The organism is Streptomyces sp. NPDC090741, assembly GCF_044769045.1.
Taxonomy (GTDB): domain Bacteria; phylum Actinomycetota; class Actinomycetes; order Streptomycetales; family Streptomycetaceae; genus Streptomyces.
Genome location: NZ_JBIVXF010000022.1, coordinates 59,419 through 79,035, shown reverse-complemented (window position 1 = coordinate 79,035; position 19,617 = coordinate 59,419). Strand labels below are relative to the sequence as shown.

15 protein-coding genes and 1 riboswitch are annotated in these 19,617 nt (G+C 74.5%); of the genes, 10 read left to right on the top strand and 5 right to left on the bottom strand.

The window, feature by feature from the left end:
• Nucleotides 1-127: 127 nt before the first annotated feature.
• A complete protein-coding gene (gene cobN / locus ACIQU4_RS38615; RefSeq protein ID WP_403741374.1) occupies nucleotides 128-3,739 on the bottom strand; it encodes a cobaltochelatase subunit CobN in 3,612 nt (1,203 codons plus the stop codon).
• 32 nt (nucleotides 3,740-3,771) lie between these two features.
• A riboswitch (cobalamin riboswitch) is annotated at nucleotides 3,772-3,910 on the bottom strand.
• Between the two features lie 139 nt (nucleotides 3,911-4,049).
• Between cobN and cobG the strand changes: the two genes are divergently transcribed.
• Genes cobG through ACIQU4_RS38600 form a run of 3 tightly spaced genes read left to right on the top strand, consistent with a single transcriptional unit; the run spans nucleotide 4,050 to nucleotide 7,566 of the window.
• Nucleotides 4,050-5,420 carry a precorrin-3B synthase gene (cobG, locus tag ACIQU4_RS38610; protein ID WP_403741371.1) on the top strand — a complete coding sequence of 457 codons (1,371 nt, stop codon included), beginning with the start codon at nucleotides 4,050-4,052 and terminating at the stop codon, nucleotides 5,418-5,420.
• On the top strand, nucleotides 5,417-6,064 hold the full coding sequence (locus ACIQU4_RS38605; protein ID WP_385587236.1) for a precorrin-8X methylmutase: 648 nt from the start codon (nucleotides 5,417-5,419) through the stop codon (nucleotides 6,062-6,064). Before cobG ends, ACIQU4_RS38605 begins: the two co-directional genes overlap by 4 nt.
• The gene (locus ACIQU4_RS38600) at nucleotides 6,061-7,566 is read left to right on the top strand and encodes a precorrin-2 C(20)-methyltransferase (RefSeq protein ID WP_403741367.1); all 1,506 of its coding nucleotides are present in this window, start codon (nucleotides 6,061-6,063) and stop codon (nucleotides 7,564-7,566) included. Before ACIQU4_RS38605 ends, ACIQU4_RS38600 begins: the two co-directional genes overlap by 4 nt.
• A gap of 517 nt (nucleotides 7,567-8,083) precedes the next feature.
• On the opposite strand, the gene ACIQU4_RS38595 is transcribed toward ACIQU4_RS38600, so the two are convergent.
• Genes ACIQU4_RS38595 through cbiE form a run of 3 tightly spaced genes read right to left on the bottom strand, consistent with a single transcriptional unit; the run spans nucleotide 8,084 to nucleotide 10,882 of the window.
• Nucleotides 8,084-8,842: a cobalt-precorrin-6A reductase gene (locus ACIQU4_RS38595; RefSeq protein ID WP_403741364.1), complete on the bottom strand. Its 759-nt coding sequence runs from the start codon at nucleotides 8,840-8,842 to the stop codon at nucleotides 8,084-8,086.
• Nucleotides 8,832-9,581, bottom strand: coding sequence for a precorrin-4 C(11)-methyltransferase (cobM, locus tag ACIQU4_RS38590; protein WP_403741362.1), 750 nt, complete (start codon nucleotides 9,579-9,581; stop codon nucleotides 8,832-8,834). Before cobM ends, ACIQU4_RS38595 begins: the two co-directional genes overlap by 11 nt.
• Entirely contained in the window at nucleotides 9,578-10,882 is a 1,305-nt protein-coding gene (cbiE, locus tag ACIQU4_RS38585; RefSeq protein ID WP_403741359.1) for a precorrin-6y C5,15-methyltransferase (decarboxylating) subunit CbiE, read from the bottom strand. Before cbiE ends, cobM begins: the two co-directional genes overlap by 4 nt.
• 160 nt (nucleotides 10,883-11,042) lie before the next feature.
• Here cbiE and ACIQU4_RS38580 point away from each other — a divergent pair, with 160 nt between their 5' ends.
• On the top strand, nucleotides 11,043-11,975 hold the full coding sequence (locus tag ACIQU4_RS38580) for an oxidoreductase (protein ID WP_403741356.1): 933 nt from the start codon (nucleotides 11,043-11,045) through the stop codon (nucleotides 11,973-11,975).
• A gap of 141 nt (nucleotides 11,976-12,116) precedes the next feature.
• Entirely contained in the window at nucleotides 12,117-13,532 is a 1,416-nt protein-coding gene (locus ACIQU4_RS38575; protein ID WP_403741352.1) for an NAD(P)/FAD-dependent oxidoreductase, read from the top strand.
• 23 nt (nucleotides 13,533-13,555) lie between these two features.
• On the opposite strand, the gene ACIQU4_RS38570 is transcribed toward ACIQU4_RS38575, so the two are convergent.
• Entirely contained in the window at nucleotides 13,556-14,599 is a 1,044-nt protein-coding gene (locus ACIQU4_RS38570; RefSeq protein WP_403741349.1) for a trypsin-like serine peptidase, read from the bottom strand.
• Between the two features lie 211 nt (nucleotides 14,600-14,810).
• Between ACIQU4_RS38570 and ACIQU4_RS38565 the strand changes: the two genes are divergently transcribed.
• The 5 genes from ACIQU4_RS38565 (at nucleotide 14,811) to ACIQU4_RS38545 (ending at nucleotide 19,576) form a co-directional block, all read left to right on the top strand.
• Nucleotides 14,811-15,872, top strand: a complete 1,062-nt coding sequence (locus ACIQU4_RS38565; RefSeq protein ID WP_403741347.1) for a phosphatidylinositol-specific phospholipase C domain-containing protein — start codon at nucleotides 14,811-14,813, stop codon at nucleotides 15,870-15,872.
• A gap of 46 nt (nucleotides 15,873-15,918) precedes the next feature.
• Nucleotides 15,919-16,983, top strand: a complete 1,065-nt coding sequence (gene tsaD / locus ACIQU4_RS38560; RefSeq protein ID WP_403741345.1) for a tRNA (adenosine(37)-N6)-threonylcarbamoyltransferase complex transferase subunit TsaD — start codon at nucleotides 15,919-15,921, stop codon at nucleotides 16,981-16,983.
• A 151-nt stretch (nucleotides 16,984-17,134) separates the two neighbouring features.
• Nucleotides 17,135-17,803 carry an O-methyltransferase gene (locus ACIQU4_RS38555; RefSeq protein WP_403741342.1) on the top strand — a complete coding sequence of 223 codons (669 nt, stop codon included), beginning with the start codon at nucleotides 17,135-17,137 and terminating at the stop codon, nucleotides 17,801-17,803.
• A 50-nt stretch (nucleotides 17,804-17,853) separates the two neighbouring features.
• A complete protein-coding gene (locus tag ACIQU4_RS38550) occupies nucleotides 17,854-18,612 on the top strand; it encodes a tyrosine-protein phosphatase (RefSeq protein WP_403741339.1) in 759 nt (252 codons plus the stop codon).
• Nucleotides 18,613-18,739: 127 nt separating this feature from the next.
• On the top strand, nucleotides 18,740-19,576 hold the full coding sequence (locus ACIQU4_RS38545) for a serine protease (RefSeq protein WP_403741336.1): 837 nt from the start codon (nucleotides 18,740-18,742) through the stop codon (nucleotides 19,574-19,576).
• Nucleotides 19,577-19,617 lie beyond the last annotated feature (41 nt).

The following is a 19,617-nucleotide window of genomic DNA, read 5'->3' as shown; positions in this document are numbered from 1 at the left end:
GGTGACGGACGACCCGTTCCGGGGCGCGGGTGCCTCGTGGGGGATACGGGCACGAAGAATGCCGTCCGCCTCGCCCGGGTCAGGGGCGAGGCGGACGGCATCTGCGGTGCCGGGCCTGCGGAGCGGACTACTCCGCCTCGGCCTCCAGGTTGCCTTCCGTGTCCAGGTAGACCTGGCGGAGGGATTCGAGGACCTGGGGGTCCGGCTTTTCCCACATGCCGCGGGACTCGGCCTCCAGGAGGCGTTCCGCGATGCCGTGCAGGGCCCAGGGGTTGGCCTCCTCCAGGAACGCGCGGTTCTCCGGGTCCAGGACGTACGTCTCCGTCAGCTTGTCGTACATCCAGTCCGCCACCACGCCCGTCGTGGCGTCGTAGCCGAAGAGGTAGTCCACCGTCGCGGCCAGCTCGAAGGCGCCCTTGTAGCCGTGGCGGCGCATCGCCTCGATCCACTTCGGGTTCACCACGCGGGCCCGGAAGACCCGGCTGGTCTCCTCGACCAGGGTCCGGGTCTTCACGGTTTCGGGACGCGTGGAGTCGCCGATGTACGCCTCCGGGGCCGTGCCGCGCAGGGCGCGGACCGTGGCCACCATGCCGCCGTGGTACTGGAAGTAGTCGTCCGAGTCGGCGATGTCGTGCTCACGGGTGTCCGTGTTCTTCGCGGCCACCGTGATCCGCTTGTACGCGGTCTCCATCTCCTCGCGCGCCGCCCGGCCCTCCAGGCCGCGGCCGTACGCGTAGCCGCCCCAGACCGTGTAGACCTCCGCGAGGTCGGCGTCCGTACGCCAGTCGCGGGAGTCGATCAGCTGGAGGATGCCGGCGCCGTACGTGCCCGGGCGCGAGCCGAAGATACGGGTCGTCGCGCGGCGCTCGTCGCCGTGGACGGCCAGGTCGGCTTGCGCGTGGGCCCGGATGTAGTTCTGGTCCGCGGGCTCGTCCAGGCTCGCCGCCAGCCGGACCGCGTCGTCCAGCAGGCCGATGACGTGCGGGAACGCGTCCCGGAAGAAGCCCGAGATGCGCAGGGTGACGTCGATCCGGGGGCGGGCGAGTTCCGCGAGGGGGATCGCTTCGAGCCCCGTGACGCGGCGCGAGGCCTCGTCCCAGACCGGGCGGACGCCGAGCAGGGCGAGGGCCTCGGCGACGTCGTCGCCGGAGGTGCGCATCGCGCTCGTGCCCCACAGGGACAGGCCCACGGAGGCCGGCCACTCGCCGTTGTCCGTGCGGTAGCGGGTCAGGAGGGAGTCGGCCAGGGCCTGACCCGTCTCCCACGCGAGGCGGGAGGGGACGGCCTTCGGGTCCACGGAGTAGAAGTTGCGGCCCGTGGGGAGGACGTTCACCAGGCCCCGGAGGGGGGAGCCCGAGGGGCCAGCCGGGACGAAGCGGCCGTCCAGGGCCGAGACGACGTGCGCGATCTCGTCCGTCGTGCCGGCCAGCCGCGGGACGACCTCGCGCGCGGCGAAGTCCAGTACGGCCGCCACGTCCGCCGAGTAACCGGCCGCGACCGAAGCCACCGCCTCCGGCGCCCAGTTCGCGTCCTCCATCGCCTGCACCAGCGCGCGGGCCGCCTCCTCCGCCTCGTCGGCGGTCGTCCGGGTGGCCGCGGACTCGTCCAGGCCGAGCGCCTCGCGCAGGCCGGGCAGGGCCGTCGTACCGCCCCAGATCTGGCGGGCGCGCAGGATCGCGAGGACCAGGTTGACCCGGGCCTGACCGGTCGGCGCGCCGCCCAGGACGTGCAGGCCGTCGCGGATCTGGGCGTCCTTGACCTCGCACAGCCAGCCGTCGACGTGCAGCAGGAAGTCGTCGAAGCCGTCGTCGTCCGGGCGCTCCGCCAGACCCAGGTCGTGGTCGAGCTTCGCGGCCTGGATCAGCGTCCAGATCTGGGCGCGGATGGCCGGCAGCTTCGCCGGGTCCATCGCGGAGATCTGCGCGTACTCGTCGAGGTGCTGCTCCAGGCGCGCGATGTCGCCGTACGACTCCGCGCGCGCCATCGGCGGCACCAGGTGGTCGACCAGGGTGGCGTGCACGCGGCGCTTGGCCTGGGTGCCCTCGCCCGGGTCGTTGACCAGGAAGGGGTAGATGAGGGGGAGATCGCCGAGCGCGGCGTCCGGTGCGCAGGCCGCGGACAGGCCGGCGTTCTTGCCCGGCAGCCATTCCAGATTGCCGTGCTTGCCCAGGTGGATCATCGCGTCGGCGCCGAAGCCGCCGTCCTCCGCGCGCGCCTGGATCCAGCGGTACGCGGCCAGGTAGTGGTGCGAGGGCGGCAGGTCCGGGTCGTGGTAGATCGCGATCGGGTTCTCGCCGAAGCCGCGCGGGGGCTGGATCAGGATGAGCAGGTTCCCGCGGCGCAGGGCCGCGAGGACGATGTCGCCCTCCGGATTGGCCGAGCGGTCCACGAACATGTTGCCCGGGGCCTCGCCCCAGTGCTGCTCCACGCTGCCCCGCAGCTCGGCCGGGAGCTCGGCGAACCACCGCTTGTAGTCGGCGGCCGGGATCCGGACCGGATTGCGGGCCAGCTGCTCCTCGGTCAGCCAGTCCTGGTCGTGGCCGCCGGCCTCGATCAGGGCGCGGATCAGCTCGTCGCCGTCGCCGGAGACCAGGCCCGGGATGTCCTCGACGGGGCCGAAGTCGTAACCGCCCGCGATGAGGGTTCGCAGCAGTTCCACGGCGCTGGCCGGGGTGTCGAGGCCGACCGCGTTGCCGATGCGGGAGTGCTTGGTCGGGTACGCGGAGAGGACGAGCGCGACCTTCTTGTCGCGGCGGGCGATGTGCCGCAGCCGGGCGTGCCGCACGGCGATGCCGGCGACGCGGGCGGCACGCTCGGGGTCGGCCACGTACGCCGGCAGCCCGTCCTCGTCGAACTCCTTGAAGGAGAACGGGACGGTGATCAGGCGGCCGTCGAACTCGGGCACGGCGACCTGCGTCGCGGCGTCGAGCGGGGACAGGCCCTCGTCGCTCTCCTCCCAGGCGCTGCGCGAGCCGGTCAGGCACAGGGCCTGGAGGATCGGGACGCCGAGCGCGGCGAGCGCGCCCGCGTCCCAGGACTCGTCGTCGCCGCCGGCCGAGGCCGTGGCGGGCTTGGTGCCGCCGGCCGCCAGGACCGTGGTGACGATCGCGTCCGCCGACTCCAGCTCGGCGATCAGCTCCGGCTCGGGGCTGCGCAGGGAGGACACGTACAGCGGTACGGGCGTGCCGCCGGTCTCCACGATCGCGTCGCACAGGGCGTGCACGAAGGCGGTGTTGCCGCTCATCTGGTGGGCGCGGTAGTAGAGCACCGCGATGCGCGGGCCGTACGGGCGCACCGGGGTGCGCTCCAGCGGGCCCCAGGTGGGTGCGGCGGCGGGCGGCTCGAAGCCGTGGCCGGTGAGCAGCACGGTGTCGGAGAGGAAGCGGGCCAGCTGGCCGAGGTTGGCGGGGCCGCCGTGCGCGAGGTAGCCGTGCGCCTCGGCCGCGATGCCGATCGGGACCGTCGAGGCCTCCATCAGCTGGGCGTCCGGGGCCTGTTCGCCGGTGAGGACGACCACCGGGCGGGTCTGGGCCGGCGCCAGGAGCAGGTCGAGGCCGTCCTGCCAGGCGCGCAGCCCGCCGAGGAGGCGTACGACGACCAGGTCGACGCCGTCGAGCAGGGCGGGGAGGTCGTCGAGGGGAAGGCGGGAGGGGTTCGCGAACCGGTACGGCACGGGGCCGTCCGCGGCGGCGCGGGCGCTGAGCAGATCGGTGTCGGACGTCGACAGCAGCAGGATCATGCGGCGGCATGCCTTCCTCGGGGTTTCCGCGCCCCGGGCAGTGTGGACAGCGGGAGTTCCTGACTCACCCGGCGGATCGCTCCGCGGGGTTCACAGTGGCGGGACCGCGCCGGATTCGCACCGGGCTTCCTCCCAGCGGGCCACGTGGCTCCGCCGGTGGTCATCTTAGGTGGCCTTCTCCCCGGCCGGGAGTGGGGGTGGCCCGCGCCCGGGGAGCGGATCCGGGCAGGTCGGGTGGAGGGTGGGGCGGAGGGGGCGGGTGGTGACGGACACAGGTCGGGCTCGGGGAATCGTGGGTATGCTCGCCGCCATGCCGCCCCAGCCCCCTTCCGCCGCATCGCGGGACGAACCGGTTATACGTGACCGCGGTGACGCCTGCCCGGGTGCGCTGCGGCTGCACGCGGCGGACGACGGGCACCTGGCCCGGATCCGGATACCCGGCGGGATGCTCGACGCGGACGCGGCCCTGCTGCTGGCCGATGCGGCGGACCGGCTCGGCGACGGGCACATCGACCTCACCTCGCGCGGCAACGCGCAGCTGCGCGGGCTCGGCGCGAGCTGCGGCGGCGAACTGCAGACCGTGCTCGTGCGCGCCGGGCTGCTGCCCGCCCCCACCCACGAGCGGGTCCGCAACATCGTCGCCTCGCCGCTGACCGGCCTGGACCGCCGCGGTCTGCCCGACGTGGCGCCCTGGGTCGCGGAGCTGGACCGGCTGCTGTGCGCGAGCGCGCCGGCGGCCGGGCTGTCCGGGCGCTTCCTGTTCGCCCTCGACGACGGCCGCGGGGACGTGACCTCGCTCGCCGCCGATGTGAACCTGGCCGCCGTCCGGGACGGGGGCCGGGCCCTGCTGTGGACGGCCGACGCGGCGGACGCCCTGCTCGTGGCCGCCGCCGATGCGCCGCGGGCCGCGCTCGTCGCCGCCGCGTACTTCCTCGACGCCGTCCGCCGGGCCGGTACCCGGGCCTGGCGGGTCTCCGAGCTGCCTGCCGAACAGGCTCTCCGTTCCGATGAGTTGGGCGCTCGGCTGGCCGCCGCCGGGGTATCGGCCTCCGTGGTACGGGGCCGCGCCGCCCTGCGCGGACCGGCCCCCGAGCCGGGCGTGGTCCAGGGCCCGGGCGGCGCCGCCGCGCTCAGCGTGTTCGCTCCGCTGGGCCGTCTGACCACCGCGCAGTGGCGCCGGCTGGCCGGCCTCACCGGCCGCGTCCGCCTGACCCCCTGGCGCGGGATCGTCGTCCCCGGCCTGCCCGCCCACGCCGCCGACGGCGCGCTCGCCGCCCTCGCCGGGGCCGGGCTCGTGACCGGCCCCGAGGATCCCTGGCGGTCCGTCACCGCCTGTACGGGGCGGCCCGGTTGCGCGAAGTCCCTGGCGGACGTACGCGCCGACGCACGTGCCGTCGTAGCGCAGCAGGCGGAGGCCGAGGCCCAGGCTGAGACTCCGGCGCAGGCCCGAGCCCAGACGCCCGCGCAGGCGACCCGCCTGCTGCCCGTGCACTGGTCCGGCTGCGAACGCCGGTGCGGGCACCCGCGCGGCACCGCCTGGGCGGACGTGGTCGCCACCGCCGACGGGTACGACCTCTGCGCGGCCGGTCGCGCCCCGCGCCGCGGTCTCCCGGCCTCCGAACTTCCCGCGGCCCTCGCGGCCGTACGCCGCACCACCTCCCACGACGCAGCGAAGAAATGAGCGAGTACACAGTGTTCGAGTACGAGAAGGACGGCGCGGCGATCTACCGCCAGTCCTTTGCCACGATCCGCGCCGAGGCGGACCTCTCCGGGCTGCCCGCCTCCGTGGCCCAGGTCGCGGTGCGCATGATCCACGCCTGCGGAATGACCGACCTGCCCCGGGACCTCGGCTACACCCCGGACGTCGTGCTCCGGGCGCGGGCCGCGCTGAACGCGGGCGCGCCGATCCTCTGCGACGTGCAGATGGTCGCAAGCGGCGTCACCCGCAAGCGGCTGCCCGCGGGCAACGAGGTGATCTGCACCCTCTCCGACCCCGCCGTGCCGGCCCTCGCCGCCCGGATGGGCACCACGCGCAGCGCCGCCGCCCTCGAAGTCTGGCGCGACCGCGGCCTGCTGGAGGGCTCCGTGATCGCCGTCGGCAACGCGCCGACCGCGCTGTTCCGGCTGCTGGAGATGATCGAGGAGGGTGCCCCGCGCCCCGCCGCCGTCATCGGTGTCCCGGTCGGCTTCATCGGCGCCGCCGAGTCCAAGGACGCCCTCGCCGCCCACGCTTCCGGGCTCGACCACCTGATCGTGCGCGGCCGTCGTGGCGGCAGCGCCATCGCGGCCGCCGCCGTCAACGCGATCGCGAGCGAGGAAGAATGAGCACGGGAACGACCTCCGGAAAGCTGTACGGCGTCGGGCTCGGCCCCGGCGACCCCTCCCTGATGACGCTGCGGGCCGTCGAGGTGATCGCCGAGGCGCAGGTCGTCGCGTACCACAGCGCCCGCCACGGCCGCTCGATCGCCCGCTCGATCGCCGCGAAGCACCTGCGCGCCGACCACATCGAGGAGCCGCTGGTCTATCCGGTCACCACCGAGACCACCGACCACCCCGGCGGCTACCAGGGGGCGATGGAGGAGTTCTACGAGGCGTCCGCCGCCCGGCTGGCCGCGCACCTCGACGCCGGCCGGACCGTCGCCGTGCTCGCCGAGGGGGACCCGCTCTTCTACGGCTCGTACATGCACATGCACAAGCGGCTCGCCGACCGGTACGAGGCCGAGGTGATCCCCGGAGTGACCTCGGTGAGCGCCGCCGCGGCCCGCCTCGGCACCCCGCTCGTCGAGGGCGAGGAGGTGCTGACGATCCTGCCCGGCACCCTGCCGGAGGAGGAGCTCACCGCCCGCCTCGCCGCCACCGACTCGGCGGTCGTGATGAAGCTCGGCCGTACCTTCCCCGCCGTACGCCGGGCCATGGAGGGCAGCGGCCGGCTTGCGGAGGCCCGGTACGTGGAGCGCGCCACCATGGCGGGGGAGCGGACCGGCCTCCTCGCCGACACCGACCCCGACAGCGTCCCGTACTTCGCCGTCGCCGTGGTGCCCAGCCGCATCGGCAACCCGGGCAGCGTGCCGTCCGGCCCCGGCGAGGTCGTGGTCGTCGGCACCGGACCGGCCGGGCCGCTCTGGCTCACCCCCGAGACGCGGCGGGCGCTGGCCGACGCCGAGGTGCTCGTCGGGTACACCACGTACCTGGACCGGGTCCCCGCGAAGCCGGGCCAGGTACGGCACGGCTCCGACAACAAGGTCGAGTCGGAGCGCGCCGAGTTCGCGCTCGACCTCGCCCGCCGCGGCAAGCGCGTGGCCGTGGTCTCCGGCGGCGACCCGGGCGTGTTCGCCATGGCCACCGCCGTGCTGGAGGTCGCCGGGCAGCCGGAGTACAAGGACGTGCCCGTACGGGTGCTGCCGGGGGTGACCGCCGCCAATGCGGCAGCCGCCGCGGCCGGGGCCCCGCTCGGCCACGACTACGCCACCATCTCCCTGTCGGACCGGCTCAAGCCGTGGGAGGTCATCGCGGAGCGGCTGCGCGCCGCCGCCGCGGCGGACCTGGTGCTCGCCCTGTACAACCCGGGCTCGCGCAGCCGGACCTGGCAGGTGGCCCAGGCCAAGGAGCTGCTGCTGGAGCTGCGTTCGGAGCAGACCCCGGTGGTCGTCGCGCGGGACGTGGGCGGCCCGGAGCAGTCGGTCCGCGTCCTCCCGCTCGGCGAACTGGAGCCGTCCGAGGTGGACATGCGCACGATCCTGCTGATCGGCTCCTCGCAGACCCAGGTCACGGAGCGCCCGGACGGCTCCCGCGTGACGTGGACCCCGCGCCGCTACCCGGAGGCCTGACCGGCCGGCCGGGCGGCCCCCCTCAGCACTGCCAGAGGAACGCCGCCCGGCCGCAGGGTGCGCAGGCGTGCGCATAGGCCCTGCCGGAGCCGAAGTCGGGGGGGTGAGGGGGTCCGGACCCTCCTCCAGCCGGGCGACGAACTCCATCGGCCCGCCGCAGTCCGTGCAGTCGGGCGTCTCGTCGTTCTGAAGCCAGTCGGGGGTGCCGCCGAGCTGTCCGAGGACCTGGCGCGTCGGGCGCCCGCTCTGCTCGGACCAGGCCTTGGAGGCGGCCCGGTACTCCGGCTCGGCCACGGTCACCCGCTCGACGGTACGGACCGCCCCGAGCTGCCGAACGTCCTCGTCTTCGGCGTCTTCCTCGTCCAGGTCGTCCTCGTCTTCGGCGGCGGGGAGTGCGGGCAGCGGCACCGGCACCAGCCCGGTCGGCGGGAAGAGGTAGGCCCTGTTGCCGCCGGCCGTTGCGCTCCAGTCCTTGCAACGAGAGTAGGAGACCCCTCTGGCAGCGGCCGGGCGGGGCCTACGCCGGGGTTCCCGCGAGCCACTCCAGGGCCGCCTGCGGGCACTGCGCCTCCGCAACGCCCTCCGGGACAGGGGGCCTTCGGACCACCAGGACCGGGATGCCCGCCTCGCGGGCCGCGGTGAGCTTGGGGGCGGTCGCGGAGCCGCCGCTGTCCTTCGTGACCAGCACGTCGATCCGGTGCCGGGCCAGCAGCTCCCGCTCGCCGTCCAGGGTGAACGGCCCCCGGGCGAGCAGGACTTCGATCCGCGGCGGCACGGGCGCGTCCGGCGGGTCCACCGAACGCACCAGGAACCAGGTGTCGGCCAGGTGCGCGAACGTGTGCAGGCCCATGCGGCCGGTGGTCAGGAAGGCCCGGCCGCCGAGTTCCGGCAGCCGTACGGATGCCTCGGCGAGCGAGTCGGCGAAGTGCCAGTCGTCCCCGGGACCGGGGGACCAGCCGGGGCGGCGCAGCGCCAGCAGCGGGACCCCCGTGAACGCCTGCGCCTCGGAGGCGTGGAAGCTCATCCGCTCCGCGAACGGGTGGGTGGCGTCGACCACGTGCGTCACGTCGTGGGCGACGATCCAGCCCGCGAGCCCGGTGACCCCGCCGAAGCCGCCGATCCGCACCTCGCCGGGCGGCAGCACGGGCGCGGACACCCGGCCCGCGAGCGAGGTGGTCACGCGGTACGCCGGGTCGGACGCCAGCGCCTCCGCGAGGCGCCGGGCCTCCGTCGTACCGCCCAGGATCAGGACGTGGCGGGGCGGATCAGCAGACATGCCGGTCGCGCTCGGGGGAGTACAGGTGGCTGTCGCGGAACTGCTCGGCGCCGAGCGTACGGCCCACCAGGATGACCGCGGTGCGGACCAGGCCCGCCTCCTTCACCTGGGCGGCGATGTCGGCCAGCGTGCCGCGCAGGATCAGCTCGTCGGGGCGGCTGGCCATCGCCACCACCGCCACCGGGCACTTCGCCCCGTAGTGCGGCAGCAGTTCGGCGACGACCCGGTCCACGTAGCGCGTGGCCAGGTGCAGCACCAGCAGCGCGCCGCTGCGGCCGAGCGTGGCCAGGTCCTCGCCGGGCGGCATCGGCGTGGCCTGCTGGGCGATCCGGGTCAGGATCACGGTCTGGCCGACGGTGGGGACCGTCAGCTCCCGCTTGAGCGCGGCCGCCGCCGCGGCGAACGCCGGGACACCGGGCACCACCTCGTACGGGATGCCGGCCGCGTCGAGCCGCCGCATCTGCTCCGCGACCGCGCTGAAGATCGACGGGTCGCCCGAGTGGAGCCGCGCTACGTCCTCGCCCGCGGCGTGGGCCCGTACGCACTCGGCGATGATCTCGTCGAGGTTCAGCTGCGAGGTGTCGACCAGGCGGGCGTCCGGCGGGCACTCGGCCAGCAGTTCGCGCGGGACCAGGCTGCCCGCGTACAGGCAGACCGGGGCGGTGGCCAGCCTCCGGGCACCGCGCACCGTGATCAGGTCGGCGGCGCCGGGGCCCGCGCCGATGAAGTACACGGTCATGTCGTCTCCTGGTCCTTTGCGTTCTGTTCGTGCGCTGCTGCTGTGGGGTGGTCCGTCCGCGGCCAGGGCTTCGTCACGGACCACTGGGTGACCGGCATCGCCTGCCGCCAGCCCGTGAAACCGCCGACCGCCGCCGCGTGCGCGACGGCCAGCTTGACCAGGTCGCCGCCGTGGCGCCGGTAGCGCTCGGTGAGCACCGCCTCCGACTCCAGGGTCACGGTGTTGACCACCAGCCGGCCGCCGGGGGCCAGCGCCTCCCAGGCCGCGTCCAGCAGGCCCGGCGCGGTCAGCCCGCCGCCGATGAACACCGCGTCGGGGGTGGGGAGCCCGGCCAGGGCCTCGGGCGCGGCGCCGGTGACCACGCGCAGCCCCGGGACGCCGAGCGCCGCCGCGTTGCGGGTGATGCGGGCCGCCCGCTCCGGGACGCGCTCCACTGCCACCGCCCGGCAGGAGGGGTGCGTCCGCATCCACTCGATGCCGATGGAGCCGGAGCCGCCGCCGATGTCCCACAGCAGCTCGCCGGGGGCCGGGGCGAGGGCGCACAGGGTCGCGGCCCGGACGTGGCGCTTGGTGAGCTGGCCGTCGTGCTCGTACGCGGTGTCGGGCAGGCCGGGGGTCGCGCCGAGCCGCGGGACGGCGCTGTGCCGGTCCCGGCGGCAGTCCACGGCCACCACGTTGAGGGGATCGCCGGGCGCGTGGTCCCAGCTCTGGGCCAGTCCCTCGTACGTGTCCTCGCGCTCGGAGCCGAGCTGTTCCAGCACCCGCATCCGGCTCGGGCCGAAGCCCCGCTCTCGAAGCAGAGCGGCGATCTCGTTCGGGGTCACTGCTCCGGCGCTGAGCACGAGCACCCGCCGCCCCTCGTACAGCGCGGCCGCGAGCCGGGCCACCGGGCGGCCGACCACCGTGACCACCTCGGTGTCCTCCACCGGCCAGCCCAGACGGGCGCACGCGTACGAGACCGAGGAGGGGTGCGGGTGGACCCGCAGGGCGTCCGGCCCGAGCTCCTCGGCCAGAGCCCGGCCGATCCCGTAGAACATGGGGTCGCCGCTGGCCAGCACCGCGATCCGGCGGCCCGCGTGCTCGGCCATCAGCTTCGGCACGGCGGGCCGCAGCGGGCTCGGCCAGGCCACCCGCTCGCCAGTACAGTCGCCGGCCGGCAGCAGATCCAGCTGCCGCGGCCCGCCGATCAGCACCTCGGCCCCCGTCAGCGCGGACCGTGCGGAGGCGGTGAGCCCGGCCCAGCCGTCGGCGCCGAGGCCGACGACCGACACGGGCAGGGGGGACGGCGGTGCGGAGCTCACTGCGCGGTACCTCGGGAACGGGAAGAGGAGCGGGCGGACGGACCCGCAGCCTACTGGCCGGGGTACCGGCCCCCGGCTCCACCCCCGCGCAGGGCGAGGTCTACCCTCGGTAACCCCATGGTCACCGCACCGTGCAACCCACCGTCGCGAGGGAGCTCACATGCCTGGCTGGAACGCCGAGAACATCCCCGACCAGAGCGGCCGCATCGCCGTCGTCACGGGCGCCAACAGCGGTATCGGCTACGTCACCGCCCGCGAGCTCGCCCGGCGCGGGGCCGATGTGGTGCTGGCCTGCCGCAGCTCGGCGCGCGGCCGGGCCGCGGTGGTCCGGCTGCGCGCCGAAGTCCCGGACGCGGAGGTGGAGTTCATACCGCTGGACCTGGCCGACCTGGCCTCCGTACGGGAATTCGCCCACATCCACGGGCAGCGCCGCCGCTCCCTCGACCTGCTCGTGAACAACGCCGGCGTGATGGCGCTGCCGTTCGGGCGGACCGCCGACGGGTTCGAGACCCAGTTCGGGGTCAACCACCTCGGCCACTTCGCGCTGACCGGACTGCTCCTGCCGCAGCTGCTGGCCGCGGCCCCCGGGGCCCGGATCGTCACCGTCTCCAGCGGGTTCCACGCACTGGGCGACGTGGACCACGACGACCTCAACGCCGAGCACGGCTACCGGCGCTGGATCGCGTACGGCCGGTCCAAGACCGCGGGCCTCCTCTTCACGCACGAACTGGCCCGCAGGCTCGAAGCCGCCGGCTCCGGGATCGTCGCGGCCGCCGCGCACCCCGGCTACGCCTCGACCAGCCTGCACGCCGGGGCCTCGCGGCAGGAGGGCCACCGGCCCATGTCGAGACTGATGGGCCTCGGCTCCGCCGTCCTCGCCCAGTCCGCCGCCTCCGGCGCGCTGCCCACGCTGTACGCGGCCACCGCGCCCGGGGTGCGGCCCGACGCGTTCTTCGGGCCGCGGCTCGGCTGGCGCGGGGCGCCCGTCCCCTCCTGGCGGGCGAAGTGGACCCTGGACGACGCGTCCGGCGAACGGCTCTGGGCGGCCTCGGAGAAGCTGACCTCCGTCCCGTACGGGTTCCCCGCGAGCTGACCGGGGCGCCCGTACCGGACACCCCCGGGGGGTCCCGGTACGGGCGCCCCTCCGTGAGCCCCCCGTCCGCCCCCGGGGTGCCTCGGGGCGCCCCGGGCGGGACCTGATCCGGCGCGCGGCCGGGGCGCGAGACTCGGCGCCATGGACGACGACACGGACAACCACCCAGAAGCCCACGAAGCCCACGATCACGCGGTGGTCCTCGGCGCAGGCCTGGCGGGGCTGCTGGCGGCGCGGGCACTCGCCCAGCGGTTCGCGCGCGTGACCGTGGTGGAACGGGACGAACTGCCGGACACCGGACCGGCCTTCCGGCCCGGTGTGCCGCAGTCCCGGCACGTGCACGTGCTGTGGTCGCGGGGCCTGGACCTGATGGAGGGGCTGCTGCCCGGGGTCACCCGCGAGCTGCTGGCGGCCGGGGCGGCCCTGATGGAGACGCCGCGGGACTTCCTGTGGCTGAGCCCGGCCGACTGGTTCCACCCGGTTCCCGGGTCCCGGGTCCTGATCGGCAGCCGGGAGCTGATCGACTGGACGGTCCGCCGGGAGGTGCTGCGGGACGAGCGCATCCGGATCCGCTCCGGCTCGATGGCGACCGGGCTCGTCGCCGGGCCCGACGGCCGCTCGGTCACCGGCGTACGGCTGCGCGAGGGGGACCCGCTGCCGGCGCGCTTCGTGGTCGACGCGACCGGGCGGACCTCCCGGGCCCCGGCCTGGCTCGCCGCCCTCGGCCACCCGGCCCCGGCGACCACCCGCTACGACTCCCACCTCGGCTACTCCAGCCGTTACTACGAGGTCCCGCCGGATCCGGCGCGCCGCTGGCAGGGGATCTACGTCCAGGGCCGCCCCGAGAATCCGCGCGGCGGCGTGCTGGTGCCGCTCGACGACGGCCGCTGGCTGGTGACGCTGACCGGCAACGGCGAACACGCCCCGCCGACCGGGGAGGAGGAGTTCCTCGACTTCACCCGGAGCCTGCGCAGCCCGGTGCTGTACGACGCCATCCGCGACGCCAAACCCCTCTCCACGCCGACGGGATACCGCAACACCGCGAACGAATGGCGGCACTTCGAGCGCCTCGACCGCTGGCCGGCCGGGTTCGTCGTCCTCGGCGACGCCGTCTGCCGGGTCAACCCCGTGTACGGGCAGGGGATGACGGTGGCCGCCCTCGCGGCGGACGCACTGGCCGGCGCCATCCGGGGCCTGGCCCCCCGGGAGATCGCCGCGGCCGCCCGCCGGATCCAGCGGCGTACGGCCGCCGCCTCCGACGTGGCCTGGCAGATCGCCACCAGCGAGGACATGCGGTACCCGGAGACCGAGGGGCCGCCGCCCGACCGGGCGACCAAGGTCCTCCAGGCCTACATGTCCCGGGTGATCGTGGGCGCCAACGCCGACCCGGAGATCTCCCGGCCCTTCTTCGGCGTGCTGTCGCTGGCCGTCTCGCCGAACGTCCTGCTGAGCCCGGGCACGGTGATCCGGGTCCTGTCCAAGTGGCGGCTGCCGACGGCCCCGCGGACGGCCGACTACCCGCCGCACCACAAGGCCCCCGCGGACTCGGGGTCGTAGGGGGCCGTTCTGGTCCAGGCGGTCTAGCGGGCCGCCACGGCGCGCTCGTACACGGCGCGTACCCCGTCGTCGAACAGGCTGCTGTACGAGGTCTTCTCGTCGCCGCCCCCGTCGCGGCCGCCGACCACCCCGATCAGGGTGCGCCCGTCGGTCAGCACCGGACCACCGCTCGTGCCGTCGGGTACGTCCGCGCAATCCAGCCGCAGCTGCGTGGGCCCGTCGGCGCGGGCGGTGTTGAAGCACTCCACGGGGTACTCGGTGTCGTTCGGATAGCCCACGACCCGGGCCGGCGCGGGCAGTTCGGACCCGAAGCGGATCGTCTGCGCCCCGGCGGCGTCCTCCAGCCGCTCGCCGGGGTGGCCCGGCCGGCGCATGCGGAGGAAGGCCACGTCGTAGTCGGGGTCCTGGTCCTCGATCCAGCGGGGGTCCACGTCGATCCGGGTGGGCACCCAGACCCCGTACGGGGCCTTGCCGTCCCGGTAGCCGGGGGCGAAGGCGAGGTTCGTACGGAAGCCGAAGACGCCGCGGTACACGCAGTGGGCGGCGGTGACGACGAGGTCGCCGCCGGGGGAGTGGACCACGCTCGCCGAGCAGTGGTGGTCCTGGTCCGCGTCCTCACCGGGGGAGAACAGCGCCCCGATCGCGGGCTCCGCGGCGGCGGGCCGGGCGACCAGCGGGTCGGAGGGCTGCCAGCCGCCCGACCGCCAGTGCACGCCGGCCGGGGGGCCGACCGTGCCCTGTGCGGCCGGGCCCGGGGCGGCGGGATCCGGCGCGGTGGGATCCGGGGCGCCGGGATCCGGGGCGCCGGGATCCGGCGCGGTGGGATCCGGGGACGCCGGGGCCACCGGCGGGACCTCCCGCGCCGGGCCTTCCAGTACGGCCGCCGCCGCGCGGTCGGCCTGCTCGGCGTCCTGTACGTAGCTCCCCTCGGCGGAATCCCCGTCCGCCAGGTACGCCGCCACGCCGTGCAGCTTCCACAGGAGCCCGGCGCACCCCATCAGCACGGCGCAGCCGACGCCGACGAGCAGGGAGACCCGTACGACCCGCCCGCGAACCTTGGTGAACATGTGGTACTCCCGCCCGGAAAACGCCGACCGGCGTCCCGGTCGGCTCCCTGTTCGACGGACGGCGTGACGACGTCAGTTCCTGGTCGCAACGTGTCCGTCCTCACAGCCGGGACGCCCGTCATCCTCCGTCCTTCCACCCTTCACCCAACTCGCCTACTCTTCCGCCGAGTTGAGACATGGCGCACCGACCGGGCGGACAGGAGCCGAAAGCATGGGATTGCGGAACCGGATGGCGGGCGCGGTGACGGCGGGCCTGGCGGCCCTGGCCTTCGTACTCGGTACGGCCCCGGCGGGGGCCGCCGGGGCCAAGGCGGCGGGGGCCGCCGCGGACCTCCCGTACGCGGGATCGACCGGCGTCGGCGTGCACAACGCGTACGAGAAGGCCAAGTACCCGTACTTCGCGGACGCGCTCGACTCGGGCGCCGCGATGCTGGAACTCGACGTGTGGACCAACTTCTTCGGCAGCTCCTGGCGGGTCGCCCACGACAACCCCTTCGGCAACGACAACAACTGCGAGAACGCCACCAGCCCCGCCCAGCTGCGCACCAGGTCCCGCAACCAGAACCTCGCGGGCTGCCTCTCCGACATCCGCAGCTGGCACGACGCCCACCCCGGCCACCGCCCGGTCGTCCTCAAACTGGAGCTCAAGGACGGCTTCGCCGCCAACCTCGGGCGCGGCCCGGCCGAGCTCGACGCGCTGCTGAACTCGAAGCTCGGCGACGCCGTCTACCGCCCCGGCCGGCTCGCCGCCGGCCACCCCGACCTGGACACCGCCGCCCGGGCCGGCGCATGGCCGAGCCGCGCCGCGATGGCCGGGAAGTTCCTGGTGGAGCTGATCCCCGGCACGCTGGAGGAGGGCAACGCGGGCGACACGCTGTGGACCGACCGCGAGTACGCCCAGTACCTGCGCTCCCTCGCCGCCGAGGGCCGGCTCGGGCAGGCCGCGGCCTTCCCCGCCGTGCACCGGGCCGAGGCCGGCGACCCGCGCGCCCGGTACGCCGACGCCTCGCTGCGCCCCTGGTTCGTGGTCTTCGACGGGGACGCGAGCGCGTACGCGGGCGGCTCGATCGACACCGCCTGGTACGACCGCAACCACTACCTCCTGATCGCCACCGACGCGCACAACGTGGCGCCCGCCATCGACGGGGTGCACCCGACCGAGGCCCAGGCCCGGGACCGGGTCGGCCTGATGGCGGCGCACCACGCGTCCATCGCCTCGGCGGACTGGTACCCGCTGCCGTCGGTGCTGGCCACGGTGGTCCCGCGCGGCTAGTACCCTTATTGCGAACTATTCGCAATAAGGGTCGGGTGCGGGTCTGATGGCTGCTTCTCCGGTGGTGCTCGGCATCGAGTCCTCCTGCGACGAGACGGGCGCGGGCATCGTGCGGGGCGGCCGGCTCCTCGCGCACGTCGTCGCGTCGAGCATGGACGAGCACGCCCGCTTCGGCGGGGTCGTCCCCGAGATCGCGGCCCGCGCCCACCTGCACGCCTTCAACCCGGTGGTCCGCCAGGCCCTCGACCGTGCCGGACTGCGCGCCGACCAGCTCGACGCGGTGGCCGTCACCACCGGCCCCGGCCTCTCCGGCGCACTCCAGGTCGGACTGGCCGGGGCCAAGACCCTCGCGTACGCACTGGGCGTACCGCTGTACGGGGTCCACCACCTGGCCGGGCACGTCGCCGCCGACACCCTGGAGCACGGGCCGCTGCCCGAACCCTGCGTGGTGCTGATCGTCTCGGGCGGGCACACCTCGCTGCTGCTCGTACGGGACCTCGTGCGCGAGCCGATCCTGCACCTCGGGGACACCCTGGACGACGCGGCGGGGGAGTGCTTCGACAAGGTGGCCCGGGTGTTCGGCCTGCCGTACCCGGGCGGGCCGGCCATCGACCGGGCGGCGCGGGGCGGTGACCCGGGGGCGGTCCCGTTCCCGCGTCCGCTGACCGGCGGGCCGCGCGCGGAGGACCCGTACGCGTACTCCTTCTCCTTCTCGGGGCTCAAGACGGCCGCGGCCCGCTGGGCCGAGGGTCACCGGCAGCGCGGGGAGAGGCTGCCGGTCGCCGACGGCGCGGCCTCGCTCCAGGAGGCGGTGGCCGACGTGCTGACCCGCAAGGCGGTCGCGGCCTGCGCGGCGTACGACGTGAAGACGCTGGTGGTGGTCGGCGGAGTGGCGGCCAACTCGCGCGTCCGGGCCCTGGCGGAACGGCGCTGCGCCTCGGCGGGCATCGAACTGCGGGTGCCGCCCATGACGTTGTGCACGGACAACGGCGCGATGATCGCGGCGATCGGCGACCTCCTTGTCCGCGCGGACGCGCCCCCCGCCCCGCTCACCCTCACGATCGACCCGTCGGCCCCGCTGGAGTACGCGGCCCTCCATCCGACGGCCTGACGGCCCGGCCCGGGGCGGCCCGGGGCGGCCCGGCCCGGGGCGGCCCGGGGCGGCCCGGCCCGGGGCGGCGGCCGGGCCGTTGCCGCTCCGGGCCGCCGTCGTTGGGCAGTCCCGAAGGCGTACACACGGGACTCGCGAAGGGACGTACGGCATGGACAGGGACGTCGACGAAGTGAAGACGGTGCACCTCACCCACGAGGTGTACGAGTACCTGGTCGCGCAGACCGAGCCGCCGAGCCGGGTCCAGGAGGAGCTCGTCGAGCGGACCCGCGCGCTCGGCCGCGAGGCGCAGATGCAGGTCCCGCACGAGCAGAGCGTCTTCCTCACCCTGCTGGGCAAGATGATCGGCGCCCGCCGGATCGTCGAGGTCGGCACCTTCACCGGCTACTCCACGCTGGCTCTGGCCGCGGGCCTGGTCCCGGGCGGGCGGGTCCTGACCTGCGACGTCTCCGAGGAGTGGACGTCGATCGCCCAGGAGGCCTGGAAGGCGGCCGGGGTCGGCGACCGGATCGAGCTCGCGATCGCCCCGGCGCTGGAGACGCTCCGCGCGCTCCCGCAGGAGCCGGTGATCGACCTGGTGTTCCTGGACGCCGACAAGCCCGGCTACCGCGCGTACTGGGACGAGCTCGTGCCGCGCCTGCGGCCCGGCGGGCTGATCCTCGCCGACAACGTCCTGTACGGGGGAGAGGCGGTGGACGCCGGCGCCGAGGGCAACGCCCTGGCCATCCGGGAGTTCAACGCGCACGTGCGGGCCGACGGGCGCATGGAGTCGGTGATGCTCCCGATCGCGGACGGGCTCACGCTCGCGCGCAAGCGCTGAGGGGGGATCCGGCATCCTGGGGCACTCGACCGCATGACGAGGAGCCCCAGTTGCCTGCCGATCCGACCGCGCACCCGCACCGCCACCGCCGCCACGTCGACTTCGACCACCTGCACAACTTCCGCGACCTGGGCGGCTACCGCTCCGCCGACGGCCGTACCGTCGCCTGGGGCGGGCTCTACCGGTCCGACTCCCTGGGCAAACTCGCGGGAGCCGACTGGGACCGCTTCCTCGGCCTCGGCATACGCACGGTCATCGACCTGCGCTACCCCTGGGAGATCGAGGCCAAGGGGCGGATCCCCGAGCCCGAGCGGTTCACGTACGCCAACCTCAGCATCGAGCACCGCCCGTACGACCAGGCCGCGATCGACCCCGACGTCGACCCCTGGCGGTACCTGGCCGACCGGTTCGCCGAGGTGACCGAGGACGGCGCGGACGAGATCCGCCGGGCCATCGAGCTCATCGCCGCCGGTCCCGGTCCGACGGTCTTCCACTGCACCTCCGGCAAGGACCGCACCGGCCTGATCGGCGCTTTCGTCCTCACCCTCCTCGACGTGTCCGAGGAGGAGATCCTGGCCGATTTCGCGCTCACCGAACTGGCCACCGCCCGCCTCACGGCCGACTGGCACGCCGCCAACCCGGGCCGCACCATGCGCTGGCCCTCGTACGGCCGCGCCCCGGCCGAGATCCTGTCCCTCGTCCTCGCCGACCTGACCACGCGCTACGGCTCCGCGGCCGACTACCTCGCCACGCGCGTCGGGATCACGCCGGCGACGGTGGCCCGGCTCCGGGACCGCCTCCTGCACTGACGGGATCCCTGAACCTGAAAACCGCCAACTCCGGCCAGATCCTTGCCTGTTGATGCGGGTGTCCCAACAATGCACATGACAACCGGAGGATCTTCGGTTGCATCGTCATTCAGAGGGGAACCCCCACATGCGCAAGCCTCTCGTCGGCGCCGTGCTCTCGCTGCTCCTGATAGGAGCGGCGGCAGCACCGGCCGTGGCCTCAACACCCCAGGACAAGGCGGCGGCGGCCGTCACCGTGAACTACGCGGGGACGGTCGCGCTCAGCAACTGCTCCGGTTCCGTCGTCCGCGTCCCCGGCTCCCAGCCGAACGACCCCGCGCTCGTGCTCTCCAACGGGCACTGCATCGAGACCGGTTTCCCGGGGCCGGGCGAGGTCGTCAAGGACCAGTCGTCCAGCCGCTCGTTCTCGCTGCTCAACGCATCGGGCTCGCGCGTGGCGACGCTGCGGGCCAGCAAGATCGCGTACGCGACGATGACCGACACGGACATCTCGATCTACCAGCTGACCAAGACGTACGCCCAGATCCAGAGCCAGTACGGCATCGCCGCGCTCACCCTGAACGACGCCCGCCCGGTGCAGGGCGCGGGCATCAAGGTCGTGTCGGGGTACTGGAAGCGGATCTACAGCTGCAACGTGGACGGGTTCGCGTACCGCCTCAAGGAGGGCGAGTGGACCTGGAAGGACTCGGTCCGCTACACCTCGTCCTGCAACACGATCGGCGGCACCTCGGGCTCCCCGGTGATCGAAACGACGACGGGCAAGGTCGTCGCGGTCAACAACACGGGCAACGAGGACGGGCAGCGCTGCACGGAGAACAACCCGTGCGAGGTGGACGAGGCCGGCAACGTCACGGTCCGCCAGGGCATCAACTACGCCCAGGAGACGTACATCATCGTCCCGTGCATCGGCGCGGGCAACAAGATCGACCTGACCCGCGCAGGCTGCACCCTGCCGAAGCCGTAACGCAGGAGGCCGCCCGCCCGCTCGGCCGGGGCGGGCGGCCG

What these genes read in the sequence shown, in the direction of transcription:
- cobN (WP_403741374.1), bottom strand. Translation starts at nt 3,739, where the DNA reads ATGATCCTGCTGCTGTCGACGTCCGACACCGATCTGCTCAGCGCCCGC.
- tsaD (WP_403741345.1), top strand. Translation starts at nt 15,919, where the DNA reads ATGGCTGCTTCTCCGGTGGTGCTCGGCATCGAGTCCTCCTGCGACGAG.
- ACIQU4_RS38595 (WP_403741364.1), bottom strand. Translation starts at nt 8,842, where the DNA reads ATGTCTGCTGATCCGCCCCGCCACGTCCTGATCCTGGGCGGTACGACG.
- ACIQU4_RS38570 (WP_403741349.1), bottom strand. Translation starts at nt 14,599, where the DNA reads ATGTTCACCAAGGTTCGCGGGCGGGTCGTACGGGTCTCCCTGCTCGTC.
- cobM (WP_403741362.1), bottom strand. Translation starts at nt 9,581, where the DNA reads ATGACCGTGTACTTCATCGGCGCGGGCCCCGGCGCCGCCGACCTGATC.
- ACIQU4_RS38575 (WP_403741352.1), top strand. Translation starts at nt 12,117, where the DNA reads ATGGACGACGACACGGACAACCACCCAGAAGCCCACGAAGCCCACGAT.
- ACIQU4_RS38545 (WP_403741336.1), top strand. Translation starts at nt 18,740, where the DNA reads ATGCGCAAGCCTCTCGTCGGCGCCGTGCTCTCGCTGCTCCTGATAGGA.
- ACIQU4_RS38605 (WP_385587236.1), top strand. Translation starts at nt 5,417, where the DNA reads ATGAGCGAGTACACAGTGTTCGAGTACGAGAAGGACGGCGCGGCGATC.
- ACIQU4_RS38600 (WP_403741367.1), top strand. Translation starts at nt 6,061, where the DNA reads ATGAGCACGGGAACGACCTCCGGAAAGCTGTACGGCGTCGGGCTCGGC.
- cobG (WP_403741371.1), top strand. Translation starts at nt 4,050, where the DNA reads ATGCCGCCCCAGCCCCCTTCCGCCGCATCGCGGGACGAACCGGTTATA.
- ACIQU4_RS38555 (WP_403741342.1), top strand. Translation starts at nt 17,135, where the DNA reads ATGGACAGGGACGTCGACGAAGTGAAGACGGTGCACCTCACCCACGAG.
- ACIQU4_RS38565 (WP_403741347.1), top strand. Translation starts at nt 14,811, where the DNA reads ATGGGATTGCGGAACCGGATGGCGGGCGCGGTGACGGCGGGCCTGGCG.
- ACIQU4_RS38580 (WP_403741356.1), top strand. Translation starts at nt 11,043, where the DNA reads ATGCCTGGCTGGAACGCCGAGAACATCCCCGACCAGAGCGGCCGCATC.